General features: G+C 69.6%; 13 protein-coding genes. 9 read left to right on the top strand and 4 right to left on the bottom strand.

The genetic code is table 11. The annotated features are described in order from the left end of the window. The first annotated feature begins 97 nt into the window (after window positions 1–97). Together FGG90_RS13295 and FGG90_RS13290 are read left to right on the top strand one after the other, a co-directional pair. Window positions 98–1,840, top strand: a complete 1,743-nt coding sequence (locus FGG90_RS13295; RefSeq protein ID WP_237583411.1) for an MDR family MFS transporter — start codon at window positions 98–100, stop codon at window positions 1,838–1,840. Continuing rightward, a complete protein-coding gene (locus FGG90_RS13290) occupies window positions 1,837–2,454 on the top strand; it encodes a MarR family winged helix-turn-helix transcriptional regulator (RefSeq protein WP_237583410.1) in 618 nt (205 codons plus the stop codon). Before FGG90_RS13295 ends, FGG90_RS13290 begins: the two co-directional genes overlap by 4 nt. Window positions 2,455–2,623: 169 nt before the next feature. Here FGG90_RS13290 and FGG90_RS13285 read toward each other — a convergent pair whose 3' ends face one another. Beyond that, window positions 2,624–3,139, bottom strand: a complete 516-nt coding sequence (locus FGG90_RS13285) for a MarR family winged helix-turn-helix transcriptional regulator (protein ID WP_094126534.1) — start codon at window positions 3,137–3,139, stop codon at window positions 2,624–2,626. A 63-nt stretch (window positions 3,140–3,202) separates the two neighbouring features. Here FGG90_RS13285 and FGG90_RS13280 point away from each other — a divergent pair, with 63 nt between their 5' ends. Both FGG90_RS13280 and FGG90_RS13275 read left to right on the top strand, forming a co-directional pair. Continuing rightward, the gene (locus tag FGG90_RS13280; protein WP_094126535.1) at window positions 3,203–3,733 is read left to right on the top strand and encodes a phenolic acid decarboxylase; all 531 of its coding nucleotides are present in this window, start codon (window positions 3,203–3,205) and stop codon (window positions 3,731–3,733) included. Then, window positions 3,733–4,533, top strand: a complete 801-nt coding sequence (locus FGG90_RS13275) for an alpha/beta hydrolase (RefSeq protein WP_094126536.1) — start codon at window positions 3,733–3,735, stop codon at window positions 4,531–4,533. Before FGG90_RS13280 ends, FGG90_RS13275 begins: the two co-directional genes overlap by 1 nt. 63 nt (window positions 4,534–4,596) lie before the next feature. On the opposite strand, the gene FGG90_RS13270 is transcribed toward FGG90_RS13275, so the two are convergent. Next, entirely contained in the window at window positions 4,597–5,346 is a 750-nt protein-coding gene (locus tag FGG90_RS13270; protein WP_094126537.1) for an SAM-dependent methyltransferase, read from the bottom strand. Window positions 5,347–5,398: 52 nt separating this feature from the next. Between FGG90_RS13270 and FGG90_RS13265 the strand changes: the two genes are divergently transcribed. Next, window positions 5,399–5,938, top strand: coding sequence for a GNAT family N-acetyltransferase (locus FGG90_RS13265; RefSeq protein ID WP_094126538.1), 540 nt, complete (start codon window positions 5,399–5,401; stop codon window positions 5,936–5,938). On the opposite strand, the gene FGG90_RS13260 is transcribed toward FGG90_RS13265, so the two are convergent. Next, window positions 5,935–7,023, bottom strand: a complete 1,089-nt coding sequence (locus FGG90_RS13260) for an ABC transporter substrate-binding protein (protein WP_210433014.1) — start codon at window positions 7,021–7,023, stop codon at window positions 5,935–5,937. The genes FGG90_RS13265 and FGG90_RS13260 overlap by 4 nt on opposite strands. A gap of 30 nt (window positions 7,024–7,053) precedes the next feature. Here FGG90_RS13260 and FGG90_RS13255 point away from each other — a divergent pair, with 30 nt between their 5' ends. Then, window positions 7,054–8,076: a FecCD family ABC transporter permease gene (locus tag FGG90_RS13255; protein ID WP_094126539.1), complete on the top strand. Its 1,023-nt coding sequence runs from the start codon at window positions 7,054–7,056 to the stop codon at window positions 8,074–8,076. Then, window positions 8,073–9,089 carry a FecCD family ABC transporter permease gene (locus FGG90_RS13250; protein ID WP_094126540.1) on the top strand — a complete coding sequence of 339 codons (1,017 nt, stop codon included), beginning with the start codon at window positions 8,073–8,075 and terminating at the stop codon, window positions 9,087–9,089. The genes FGG90_RS13255 and FGG90_RS13250 overlap by 4 nt, the downstream gene beginning before the upstream one ends. A 12-nt stretch (window positions 9,090–9,101) precedes the next feature. On the opposite strand, the gene FGG90_RS13245 is transcribed toward FGG90_RS13250, so the two are convergent. Continuing rightward, window positions 9,102–9,272, bottom strand: coding sequence for a hypothetical protein (locus FGG90_RS13245; RefSeq protein WP_165771357.1), 171 nt, complete (start codon window positions 9,270–9,272; stop codon window positions 9,102–9,104). A gap of 486 nt (window positions 9,273–9,758) precedes the next feature. Between FGG90_RS13245 and FGG90_RS13240 the strand changes: the two genes are divergently transcribed. Together FGG90_RS13240 and FGG90_RS13235 are read left to right on the top strand one after the other, a co-directional pair. After that, window positions 9,759–10,604 (top strand): hypothetical protein, encoded by an 846-nt coding sequence (locus tag FGG90_RS13240; protein WP_133065123.1) that lies wholly within the window; start codon window positions 9,759–9,761, stop codon window positions 10,602–10,604. A 158-nt stretch (window positions 10,605–10,762) separates the two neighbouring features. After that, window positions 10,763–12,823 carry a UvrD-helicase domain-containing protein gene (locus FGG90_RS13235; protein WP_133065124.1) on the top strand — a complete coding sequence of 687 codons (2,061 nt, stop codon included), beginning with the start codon at window positions 10,763–10,765 and terminating at the stop codon, window positions 12,821–12,823. Window positions 12,824–12,892 lie beyond the last annotated feature (69 nt).

Raw genomic sequence — 12,892 nt, 5'->3', positions numbered from 1 at the left:
AGGCGTCGGCCGGCCGGGGCGGATCCCCGGGAACCGAGATGGTTGACAACTGTCCACCACAGTCATATGGTTGCCTATAGTCAACTACCGGAGGAACATGTCCCAGCACCACACCGACGCGGCACCCGCGAAGGCCCCTCGTCGCACCGTCTCGGCCGACGGATCCATGTCGAAGCGCCAGGTCCTCGAGTCCCTCTCGGGCCTCCTGCTCGGCATGTTCGTCTCGATCCTCGCCGGCACCGTCGTCTCCACCTCGCTGCCGATCATCATCAGCGACCTCAAGGGCGACCAATCCGGCTACACCTGGGTCGTCACCGCGACGCTGCTCGCCACCACCGTGAGCACCCCGCTCTGGGGCAAGTTCGCCGACCTCTTCAACCGCAAGCTGCTCATCCAGCTCGCGCTCGCGACGTTCGTGCTGGGCTCCGCGCTCGCCGGCTTCTCGCAGGACACCGAGACGCTCATCGTCTTCCGCGTGCTCCAGGGCCTCGGCGCCGGCGGCCTCGCCGCGCTGAGCCAGATCATCATGGCCGACATCATCAGCCCGCGTGACCGCGGCCGCTACGCCGGCCTCTTCGGCGCCGTCATGGCCGTCGGCACGGTCGGCGGCCCGCTCCTCGGCGGCGTCGTGACCGACGCGTTCGGCTGGCGCTGGAACTTCTTCATCGCGCTGCCGATCGCCATCATCGCGATCATCCTGCTGCAGGTCACCCTCCACCTGCCCGCGCACCCGAAGCGCAAGGTGCACGTCGACTACCTCGGCGCGGTCTTCATCGCGAGCGGCGTCTCGCTCCTGCTCATCTGGGTCTCGCAGGCCGGCAAGCAGTTCGAGTGGGCCTCGATGACCTCCTACCTCATGGCGGGCGGCGCGGTCGTGCTGCTGATCGCCGCGGTCGTCACCGAGCTCAAGGTCGCCGAGCCGATCATCCCGCTCACCATGTTCCGCAACCGCACCTTCACGCTCTCGGTCGTCGCGAGCCTCGCGGTCGGCATCTCGCTGTTCGGCACCTCGGTCTTCCTCGCGCAGTACATGCAGCTGTCGCGCGGCGCCACGCCGACCCAGTCGGGCCTGCTGACGATCCCGCTCATGGCGGGCCTGCTCATCTCCTCGACCGTGTTCGGCAATCTGATCAGCCGCCGCGGCAAGTGGAAGACGATCATGATCTCCGGCGCCGTGCTCATCGTCGCCGGCACGGGCCTGCTCTCCACGCTCCGCTACGACACCGACTTCGTGCTCGTGGGCATCTACATGTTCGTGCTCGGCGCGGGCCTCGGCATGCTCATGCAGAACCTCGTCCTCGTCGTGCAGAACGCCATCGAGGTGAAGAACCTCGGCGTCGCCACCAGCGCGGTCACGTTCTTCCGCAGCCTCGGCGGCACGGTCGGCGTCTCGGTGCTCGGCTCCATCCTCGGCACGATCATCGCGTCGGAGATCACGGCGGGCATCATGAAGCTCGCCCCCGCCGACCAGGCCGCGGCCGCGCAGGCGCTCGGCTCGGGCGTCATCCCGCAGGTCTCGCAGCTCAGCCCCGCGGTCCGCGTGGTGGTCGAGAGCGCGTACGGCGTCGGCATCGGCGACGTGTTCCTCTACAGCGTGCCGCTCGCGATCGTGTCGCTCATCGCCGTGATCTTCCTGCCCAACGCGCAGCTCGGCAGCAAGAACGCCGTGCAGATGAAGAACGAGAAGGCGGCGAAGGACGTGCACCGCGTCGACGCCGAGGACGCGCTCATCGGCGCCTCCGCCGGGGCCGTCGCGCTGACGCCGGCCGGCGAGGCGAACCCGACCGGATCCATCCGGCTCCCCGAGCCCGAGGACGCCGGGGTCGACGCCCGCCGATGACGGACGACGACCACCCCGTCGCGGACGGGGCACGCGACGGGGACAGCGACGCCTCCGGGGACGGGATCGCGGCGGGCATCGCCGAGGTCGAGGAGCAGATGACGGCCCTGGCCGGCCGGATCCGCGCCACGACCCGCGAGGCCGCCGCGGCCATCCACCCGGAGCTGCCGCCCATCGGCTACAAGATGCTCCGCGTGATCCGCCGCTGCGGCAGCGCCCACGCCAGCGCCGTCGCCGACCAGCTCGGCGTCGACCGCAGCGTGGTCAGCCGGCAGCTCCGCCAGCTCCAGGACCTGGGGCTGGTGGAGGTCGGGGCCGACGCGCAGGACGGCCGGGTGCGGGTGCTCGCGCTCACGGCCGCCGGCCGCGCCGGGATCGACGCCGACGACGCGGAGGGCAGCCGCCTCATCCGCGGCCTCGGCGCCTGGAGCCGCGCCGACCTCGACGCGTTCGCCGGGTTCCTGGCGCGGTTGAACGCGCTCGGGGACGGCGCCCCCGCGGCCGACGCCGCGGACGCCACGGATGCGGCGGATGCGGACCGCACGGGGGCGGACGGCGGATGCGACGCCTCCGGCCGGACGTCGGCCGCACGCGCACCCGCGCACGCGGCCTGAGCCCGGCGGGCTCACCGCACCACCACCACCACCACGCGCCGTCGGGCGGGGATCAGCTCCCCGGCCGGCGGCGCGTCGTCGTGTCCGGCGCGGACGGCGCTGCCCGATCGACGGGCGCGTCCGGCCCACCGGCGCGACCGGCACGTCCGGGCCCACCGCGCGTCCGGGCCTACTTCGCGTCCGGACCCGCCAGCGCCGCATCGGGCGCCGACGGCTCCACCCGCTCCGCGCCGATCGCCGCGTGCAGCGCCTCGAGCGCCGGGAGCGCGCGGGCGATGTCGCGCCGCTCCGCCGCCGAGAGCCCCTGCAGCGCGCCCACGAGCACGCCCTCGGCCGAGCGGTCGAACGTGCGCAGCAGACCGCGCGCGCGATCCGTGAGGCCCACCTCGGTGCTCCGGCCGTCGCCCGCCACCTGCCGCCGGTCGACGAGGCCGTCGCGCTCCATGGCGATGAGCAGGTTGCTGACGGTCGAGCGCGCGAGCCCGAGCGCCCGGCCGAGGCCGGTGGGCGTCGCCCAGCCGATGGCCTCCAGGCGGCGGAGCACCTCGACCTGCGCGTCCGGCAGGTCGGGCAGGTCCGCGGCGCGACGGGACGCGTGGGTCAGCCGACGGCGGAACGGGCCGAGCTCGGATCCGACGCGGCGCGCGATCTCCCGGAGCTCGGGGTCGGTCGCGTCGGAGGGCATGCACCGAGGATACCCAGGGAGATGCGCTTGTGACAAACGCATTCCGGTGTCAGGATCCTCGGCATGGACAACATCACCACGAGCGTCGAGCACCCCGTGCCCGCTCAGGACCTCAGCCCCCTCGTCGGACACCGCCTCATCTACACGTACGCCAACGGCTGGCAGTACGAGATGTACGTGAAGAACGCCACGACCATCGACTACCGCATCCACTCCGGGATGGTCGGCGGCCGCTGGGTCAAGGACCAGACGGTCGACCTGGTCGCCCTCGCCGACGGCGTCTTCAAGGTGTCGTGGAACGAGCCCACCGGCACCAGCGTCGTGGTCAACATCATCCCGGCGGCCCGCGTGCTGCACGGCACGATCTTCTTCCCGCGCTGGGTGGAGGAGGACGGCTCCAAGACCGTGCTCTTCCAGAACGACCACCTCGATCAGATGCGCGCGCACCGCGACGCCGGCCCGACCTACCCGATCTACGTGGTGCCGGAGTTCGCGCACATCACCCTGTACGAGTTCGTGGGCGCCGACGACGAGACCGTCGTCGACACCGCCCCCGGCGACCTCCCGGCCGGCTTCGCCGACCGGCGCAACTGATGGACCGGGCCGCCGCGGCCCGGGTCGCCCCGCTCGCGCTCGAGCACGGCGGGCGGACCCTCCGCGGCTGGGAGCACGGCACCGTGCGCCCCGGCGCCCCCGCCGCCCTGCTCGTCCACGGGTTCGGGGACTCGGGCACCGGCGGCCACGGGCTCTGGGTGGCGGTCGCCCGGGCGCTGGCGGCGTCCGGCACGGCGGCGCGCGCCTACGACCGGCTCGGCCACGGCGTGAGCGACGGCGACTTCGCCGACGTGCGCCTGCTCGACGAGGTCGACCAGGTGTCCACGATGATCCGCGCCCTCGCCGAGGACGCGGGCGGAGCCGTGCACGTGGTCGCCCACAGCCTGGGCGCCGTGGAGTCGGCGCTGGCCGCCGCCCGCGCGCCGGAGCTCGTCGCGAGCCTCACGCTCTGGTCGCCGGCCGGCGTGGTGGTGGACGACATCACCGAGCGCGGGCGCGTCATGAGCGTGCCGCTCACGCCGGCCCGCGAGCGCGGCGTCGTCGACGTCGCCGGCATGGGCCTCGGCCTGGGCTTCCCGGACGAGGTGCTCGCGGGCGTCGACGTCTACGGCCCGGTGTCCGGGTATCCGGGCCCGGTCGACGTGGTGCACGGCACGGCCGACGAGGTCGTGCCGGTCGCCTACGGCGCGCGCTACGGCGAGCTGATGCCCGGCGCGACGTTCACGCCGGTCGAGGGCGCGGACCACGGCTGGTCGTCGGTGGACCTGCGCGCGATGCTCGTCGAGCGGCTCCTCGCGCACGTTTCGCGGGCGTCGGCCTCAGGCGGCGCCGGCGCCTGACCCGAGCGACGGGAGGGCGGGGCATGCGCGCATGCCCCGCCCTCCCGCCTCGCGCCCCCGGTCTCAGCCGACCGGCGCGCGCCCCAGCAGCACGGTGACGAACCCGAGCGTGCCGCGGTAGCCCTCCAGCCACGCGCGGCGGTGCTCGACCGACGCGGTCATGACCTGGTCCCGATCCGGGTGGTCGGGGTTCTCGAGCGCCCACCGCGCGAGCGCGCCGGTCCACGACCACTCGTAGTCGTCCCACTCCTCGAGGGTGCTGACGTGCCCGTGCAGCGGCACCCACCCGCCGGCGGCCGCGACCTCCACGGTCGCCGCGAGGTCGCCGTACTCGTCCGGCTCCGCGCCGAGCGCCTCCAGCACCCGCGGCGTCGGCGGCCGCTCCCAGAAGCACTCGCCCACGAGCGCGACGCCACCCGGCCGCAGATGCCCGTCGATCGCCGCGAGGGTCGACGCGAGGCCGCCGTACGCGTGCGTCGCCCCCACGCTGAGCACCACGTCGAACCGGTCGGCGGAGGTCCACGAGCCGGCGTCCGCGTGGACGAGCTCGAGGCGGTCCGCGAGCCCCTCGCGCTCGGCCTGCTCCCGCACCCGGCCGAAGCCGGCGTCGGAGTGATCCACCCCGACCGCGGTCAGCGACGGCGCTCGCCGCAGGGCCCGCAGCAGCCAGCTGCCGTCGCCGCAGCCGAGGTCGAGGATCGCCTCCCGCCCCGTGACCGCGCGGGCGAGGAGGTCGTCGACGCCGGCGTCGCCGAGCGGCGCCGCGATCGGGTGCTCGGCGTGCGCGAGGTCGCTGATCGTGCTCCTGTCCATGTCGTCAGCGTAGGTGGGCCGCTGCTCGCGGTCGCGCGAGGAAGATGGGGGCGTGCTCGCGCCCCTCGCCCTCCCCGTCCCGCTCGCCGCACGCATCGAGGACGTGGTCCTCCGCCGCGCGACCGCTGCCGACCTCGGCCCCCTCATGGAGCTGCTCGCCGACGACCCGGTGAGCGCCTCGCGGGGCGACCGCGCGGATCCCGCCGACACCGTCCTCTACCGGAACGCACTGGAGCGCATCCTCCTCGACCCGGCGAACGACCTGCTGGTCGCGACCGACGCGGAGGGCGCGCTCGTCGGCACGATGCAGCTCACGCTCATCCCCGGCATGGCCCGACGCGGCAGCGCCCGCCTCCAGGTCGAGGCCGTGCGCGTCGGGAGCGACCGGCGCTCAGCCGGCATCGGCGGCGCGATGATGCGGTGGGTCGCCGACACCGCCGCGCCCGCCCTCGGTGCCGCGCTCGTGCAGCTCACCTCCGACGCGGCCCGCGTCGACGCCCACCGCTTCTACGAGCGCCTCGGGTACGCGCGGTCGCACGTGGGCTTCAAGCTCGGGATCCCCGCCGCGACGCCGCCGACGCCCGCGCCCTAGCTGAGCGCCGCCTCCATCGCGTCGAGCACCGCGCGCGCCGCCGTGGGGCCGGTGTTGAGGTAGAAGACGTCGTCGTCGACGAAGGTCACCGCGTCGTCCGAGACGGCCTGGAGGGTCGGCCAGAGCGGGAGCCCGGTGAGCGCCGTGTCGTCGCCGCCCTGCACGCCCGCGAACACGTGGCCGCCGTCCGCGAGGTCGAGCTGCTCCTCGCTGATGTCCTGGGAGGTCTCGTCGGTGAAGCCCTGCGACTCCGGGCGCGCGAGGGCCGCGTCCTCGGCCACGGACCCGGCGAACGACGCGACGCCGAAGACGCGCAGCCGGTCGGCGGAGGAGCGCACGAACGAGACCGTCGTGCCGTCGGGCACCGTCGCGCCGTACGCCGCCGCGTCCGACTGGTAGGAGTCGAGCCAGTCGGCCGCCTGCGCGGTGCGCCCGACCGCGTCGGCGAGGAGCAGCATGTCCTCCTTCCAGTGCAGGCCCGTGCCCTGCGTCGCGACCGTCGGGGCGATCGCCGAGAGGCTCGCGTAGAGGGACGCGGCGTCCTTGCCGGCGGTGTTCATGAGGATCAGGTCGGGCTTCGCGGCGGCGACGCTCTCGACGTCGGGCGCGATGCGGTTGCCGACCGACGTCATCGCGCCGAGCGCGGCCGCGTCCTCCGGGAACGCCTTCGACAGGTACGCGGGGACGAGGTCGGCGCCGTCGGCCGCGGTGGAGGCGACCGGCACGACGCCGAGGGTGAGCAGCGCATCCGCCTGGCCGGTGGAGATGACGACCACGCGCGTCGGGGCGGCCGGGATGGTCGTGGATCCGGCGAAGTGCGCGACCGTGCGCGGGAACACGCCGTCGGGCTGGCCGCTCCCCTTGCCCGCGGGCATGGTGCGCGGGGTCGTGTAGGCGCCGTCCGGGCTGCCGGCGGGGGCCGCCGCCGCGTCGGGCCCGGATCCGCTCGCGGCGCCGGCACCGCTGCACGCGGCGAGGGAGACGAGCGCGGCCGCGGCCAGCGCGAGGCCGCCGAGGGGGCGGCGGGCGCGGCCGGCGCGGCGGCGGGAGGCGGGTCGGGCGGCTCGGGGCGGGGAGGGGATCACCGCGGCAGCTTAGGGTATCCTTACCGCGCCATGGCCCCCACTCCCCCGTCCGCCTCCCGCGCGGCCGGGGCCGCCGTCGCCGGCGCGGCGCTCGTGGCGCTCGTCGCGCTCGTCGCGCTCAGCCTCGCGACCGGGGCCCGCGAGATCGCGCTCGACGGCGTGTGGCGCGCCGTGCTGCACCCGGCCGACGGCAGCCGCGACGCGATCATCGTCTGGCAGCTCCGGCTGCCGCGCACGCTCCTCGCGGTCGCGGTGGGCGTGCTGCTCGCCGTCGCCGGCGTCGTGATGCAGGCGATGACCCGCAACCCGCTCGCCGAGCCGGGCCTCCTCGGCGTCAACGCCGGTGCGTCGCTCGCGGTCGTGCTCGCCGTGTCGGTGCTCGGGACGGGCACCGCCGCGGGGTACGTGGCGCCCGCGTTCGCCGGGTCGGCCGTGGCCGCGGTGGTCGTGGTGCTCGTGGGGATGCGGGCGGGCCCCCGCGCGGATCCGACGCGCCTCCTGCTCGCCGGCACCGCGCTCACCGCGAGCCTCGCCTCCGTCACGGGCGTGATCACGCTCGCCGACCCCCGCACCTTCGGCGACTACCGGTCGTGGGTGGTCGGCTCGGTGGCCGGGCGGGATCCGGCCGACCTCGCCTGGATCCTCCCGCTCGCCGCCGCCGTGGTCCTCGCCGCGCTGCTCCTCGTGCGCCCGCTCGGCGTGCTCGCGCTCGGCGAGGACGCCGCGACCGCGCTCGGCAGCCGCGTCGGCCTCGTGCGGCTCGCGGGGTTCGCGCTCGTGACGGTCGCGTGCGGCGCGGCGACCGCGGCGGCCGGGCCGATCTCGTTCGTCGGCCTCGTGGTGCCGCACGCCGTGCGCCTCGTCGTCGGCCGCCGCGACCGCGCCGTGCTGGTCGGGTCGGTGGTCGCCGGGCCGATGCTCGTGCTGCTGGCCGACGTCGTGGGGCGGGTCGTGGCGCGGCCGGGCGAGCTCGAGGCGGGCATCGTCACGGCGTTCGTCGGCGCGCCCGTGCTGCTGGCGCTCGTGCTGCGGCGCTCGCGGGGCGCGCGGTGAGGCACCGGATCCCGCGGAGAGACCGCATCGTGCTGGCCGCGCTCGTCGTCGGCATCCTCGCCGCCGCGGCGGTCGGGATCAGCACGGGCGCGTACCCGCTGTCGCCGGCGGCGTCGCTCGACGCGCTCCTCGGCGGCGGGGATCCGCAGGCGCGCTTCATCGTCGTCGACCAGCGCCTGCCGCGCGTCGTCGTCGCCGTCGCGGTCGGCGCGGCGCTCGGCCTCAGCGGCCTCGTGTTCCAGAGCGTCTCGCGCAACCCGCTCGGCAGCCCGGACGTCATCGGCTTCAGCACGGGCGCGGCCACGGGCGGGCTCGTCGCGATCCTGGTGGCCGGATCCTCGTCCGCGGCCTCCGTCGGCCTCGGCACCGTCGTGGGCGGCTTCGCGACCGCCCTCGCCGTGCACCTGATGAGCTCCCGCACCGCGACCACGGGCGAGCGGCTCGTGCTGGTGGGCATCGCCGTGGGCGCGATGCTCGCCTCCGTCAACGACTTCCTCATCACCCGCAGCGACGTCGAGCTGGCGCAGGCCGCGGCGACGTGGCGCTTCGGCACGCTGAACGCCATCTCCTGGCCGCAGGTCGGGCCCGCGCTCGCGGTGCTGGCCGTGCTCGTGCCGCTCGCCTTCCTCGGCGAGCGCCCGCTGCGCCTGCTCGAGATGGGCGACGACACCGCGCGCGCCCTCGGGCTGGCCGTGGACCGCTGGCGTCCGACGCTCCTCGCCGCGGGCGTCGGGCTGGCCGCCGTGGGCGTCGCGGCGGTGGGCCCGGTGGGGTTCGTCGCGCTCGCGGCGCCGCACCTCGCCCGGCGGATGATGCCCGCGAGCGCCGGCCGCATGCTCCCCGCCCTCGTGGTCGGCGCGCTGCTGCTGAGCGTCGCCGACCTCGTGGCGGGCAGACTGCTCAGCCCGTTCCAGATCCCCGTCGGCCTCGCCACGTCGGCGCTCGGCGGGCTGTACCTGCTGTGGCTGCTGGCGGCGCCGGATCCGACGCGGCGGGCGTCCGCGCGCAGGTGATCCGCCGGCGGCTCAGTCCTCCGACGGCTCGGAGCCGAACACCCCGAGGAGACGGAGCCCAACCGCGAAGACGACGGTGGCCAGGACGAAACCCGTGACCCTCACCCCCGGCTCATCGGGGAGCAGAGCCATCGCGAAGAGGAGCAGCGCGGCCAGCGAGACGGTCGTGACGAAGCTCCGCACGTGGAACTCTCCCTTCCCATTCCGACGGAGAGCGAGCCTAGGCGACGGATCCGCCCGCCGCGAGGCAGCCCGGCAGTGATCGCGCTCAGTCCTCCACGCGCACGCGGAAGTGCCGCGCGAAGACCGGGCCGAGCCCCATGAGCTGGGTGGAGTCGAGCACGGCGCCGCGGAGGCCGTCCGGGGTGTCGTAGATCTTGGCGCCGGCGAATCCTCAAACAAGATGATCGCCGTGGCAGTGCGCGAGTCTATGCGCAGCGCAACTAGCGAACACACGAACCGAAAATAAGACTGTCGCTGCATTACCGCAGCACTTTCGCCGCGCCAAGCCCCCCGTTCGCGGGCCTTGTACCGCCGCGCGTATTGCGAAGCGCGATTGCCACGAAACTTCACCACCCAATCGCGCTTGAGCGGGGAGCCAGATCCTCAGCACGAGCATAATTGGGACACATTTGACACTTCGACGCCCGAGTCGGACATACTGAAGCCATGCAGACCGCCTCGGGAGACCAGCCGTTCGTCGAGTATCGGGATGTCACGGTCATGGACCCCCTTAGACAAGGAGATATCCTCGAGGCCACCGACGAGCATGCAAACAAATGGCAGCGTCATCTCATAGTACTGACGGCTGATTGCGACTTCGCGAACCGCAAAAATCAGGGAAGAGTTACCTGCGTGCCGCTGCTAACTCAAGACGAGTACAATCTCGAATTTCAGATTCCGCGAATAAGCGAAAGACTCATTAGTAAGTGCACCGATGCACTTGGTGGCATAATCCGCTCGGCCAAAGGCCCTTCTATCTCCGCAGAACGCCTTCGTAGCTGGCCGCTCGAGCAGCCAGCTAAGGAAATTATCGAGGCCCTTGGCCTTATCGGAACTGCAGCACACGACGCAACCCGGCTCGTACATGCCATTCAGGCCGCTTCCAACCCGCCCGAAGATCTAGACGAGGCAGTGCAGGAGCTAATAGCCGCCAGCGTAAACATCCCAAGCGGCAAGCAAACAAAGGCCGCTACCAAAAACATAGTCAGTTCGCTAACTTCGCACTACTCAACACCCCCCGGGGATACTATTTTTCTTTCAGCCGTTAGTCCTGATATGCAAGACGGATATTTTGTATATCTCCGTCATTTGGAGCAAATTAAGGAGCCCGACATAATTTTGGGACCACGACGCGCTACAGCCAAGTATCGACGCCTCGCGCGACTTCACGACCGATACATCCATGCCATGTCCCAGCAATTCGCGCTCGTATTCATGTCAATTGGCATGCCGAGCGACTATGAAGAGATGCGCAAAGCGCACTCGCAACAACTTGAAGGGCGATACAAGTGATACCTCTGCTTACAAGCGCACGAGCCCTAAAGGAACTTGCGACAGACTTATCCCCGGCAGCCATTGAGACATCGGATGCACTGTACCTGCAACATCTCCATGGCGTAGATATCTTACTGACTCGCCAAGATTCGAGCGAGCAGCAGTGCATTATTATTATGCGAGATCAGTATAACAATGATGCGTTTGTCCCCGATCATCTTGCAAGTTCACGCCGTGAGGTACTTGGGCGAATGGCGTCATTCGCGGAGCGGGCTCGGGCTTCCGGCCCACTTTCCCTTCCCCGTGGATGGCATCAATACAAGCACGACAGCTTAATTGCGTTCTTTGCAATCCCTGGCTCGGACTCAGAAGCGAGCCGCTGGATTGCTGAAGTCGTACCTGGACGTCGTCAGGATGTAATTTTTTGGACATCCACAACGACTGATCAAAAAGAAGAATTAATTGATTACGCGCGCAATCTCACGAAGCCGAACATAGACGTAAGCGCGATCTGGGAAGAGAGTCTTGTTTCGGCCAACTTACACTTTGTAGCCAAAGATGCCGACTCAGCGCCCGACGTCGAAATTTCGCTCCCTCACCTAGCGTCGAGCGTCACAAAGGGCTGGACTTACGACCAATGGCTTGATGAGATTAGCCGCGACCAGCGGTCATTTGTTGAAGCACCCACGGAAAAGTCTATCCGTCTGCGCGGACCAGCCGGTTCCGGGAAGACGCTCGCCCTTACTCTGAAGGCCTTACGCGAAGTCCTTTCGGCGCGCGAAAAGGGTGTTGAGATACGCGTGCTGATTGTGACGCATAGCTGGTCCCTTGCATCGGAGGTCGCGGACTCTCTCGCTTCGATGGGCATGGGCCTAGTTGAAGAAGTAGATGTGTTTCCCCTACTGACAATCGCACAGTCGATAGCGCCGCAATTCATTCGCGAGGATACCGACTTTAATCTTCTTGGAAACGACAGCCTTAGCGGCAAATTAGAACAGCTCCGTGAAATCTCCGATGTGCTTGAAGCTTTTGTGCAAGGCGACTGGGTTACTTACCGAGCGGGGGTCACTCCCGCGCTTGCAGCACGCTTCGACTCCGAAGATGAAGACGACCAGCTCGCGCTTGCCTGGGATCTCCTAGTCGAATTCGGCTCCGTTATCGGAGCTGCCGCAATCTTTCCGGGAGCGGGCGCGATTAACCGATACGAACAGCTGTCTCGGGCTGGCTGGATGATGCCTTTACTGAACCGAGCAGACTTGCGCGTAACATTTGCGCTTTACTCGCGCTTTATGGAAAGCCTGGAAGCGCGTTCGCTGCTGACATCCGACCAAGTTCTTTCCGACGTGCTGAATCATCTTGAAACGCATGCGTGGAACCGCGCTCGCAAGAGCGAGGGCTATGATCTCATTTTTGTTGACGAATTCCATCTATTCAGCCCGCTGGAGCGCCACGTTCTCCACTACCTTTCGCGCGACGTCTCAAAGTATCCTAGTATTTTCATGGCAGTAGACCCGCGTCAATCTCCGTCAGAGGCGTTTATTGGTGTTGCTGCAGATGACACCCATTCGGGCCCATTAAACGGAGACGAAGGATTGGGAGATGTTGATAATTTCGAGCTTACAACCGTACACCGGTTCACGCCGCAAATTTTGAACCTAATCAAACATGTCCACCACCGCTTCCCCACGCTCGATCTGGGCCAGGACTGGGATATCGACTTCTCGACCGTTGAATCAACGCAGAACGCTGGGCCCGTACCGCAATTAGTGCTTTCCGCATCAAGCGAAGGGGAGCTCTTCGATATTAATACTGCCGTTCAGGATCTGTATTCTTCAGGTCGGACGGCGCTCGCTATCGTGGATCAACGCCAGTGGAACCGCTACAGTAGACTCGCAGCCGATATTAGCAAGTCGGGAAGGTATCACGTTTCTACGATAGCGGGGCGTTCCGACGTGGACGGACTCGGCTATAGACGCCGCGGTCTCATCGTCGGCCCTGCCGAATACTTGGCTGGCCTTCAATTCGAAAACGTGATAGTCGCTGGAATTCCCGATTTATTATCTACCGCGACAGTCAACGAACGAACTCGTTACCTCTCACTTCTCTACCTCGCTTTAAGTCGCGCAGAGAAAGAAGTGCGTCTTTTTGTGAATGATGAGGACAGCCCCGTTCCAGACGTCTTGCAGCAGGCGGTCGCGGCTAACGTACTAACGCGCTCAAGAGGGAGCCACACATAGAAGCCAGTAGGCGCGCGCCGCAGCGAGCAGCGAGACCTCCTGAAGCCACCCCGGCGCAGAGTAAAGTCG

Source organism: Clavibacter michiganensis subsp. tessellarius, from assembly GCF_021922985.1.
In the GTDB taxonomy this organism is placed as follows: Bacteria; Actinomycetota; Actinomycetes; order Actinomycetales; family Microbacteriaceae; genus Clavibacter; species Clavibacter tessellarius.
This window is presented reverse-complemented; position numbering and strand designations above follow the sequence as displayed.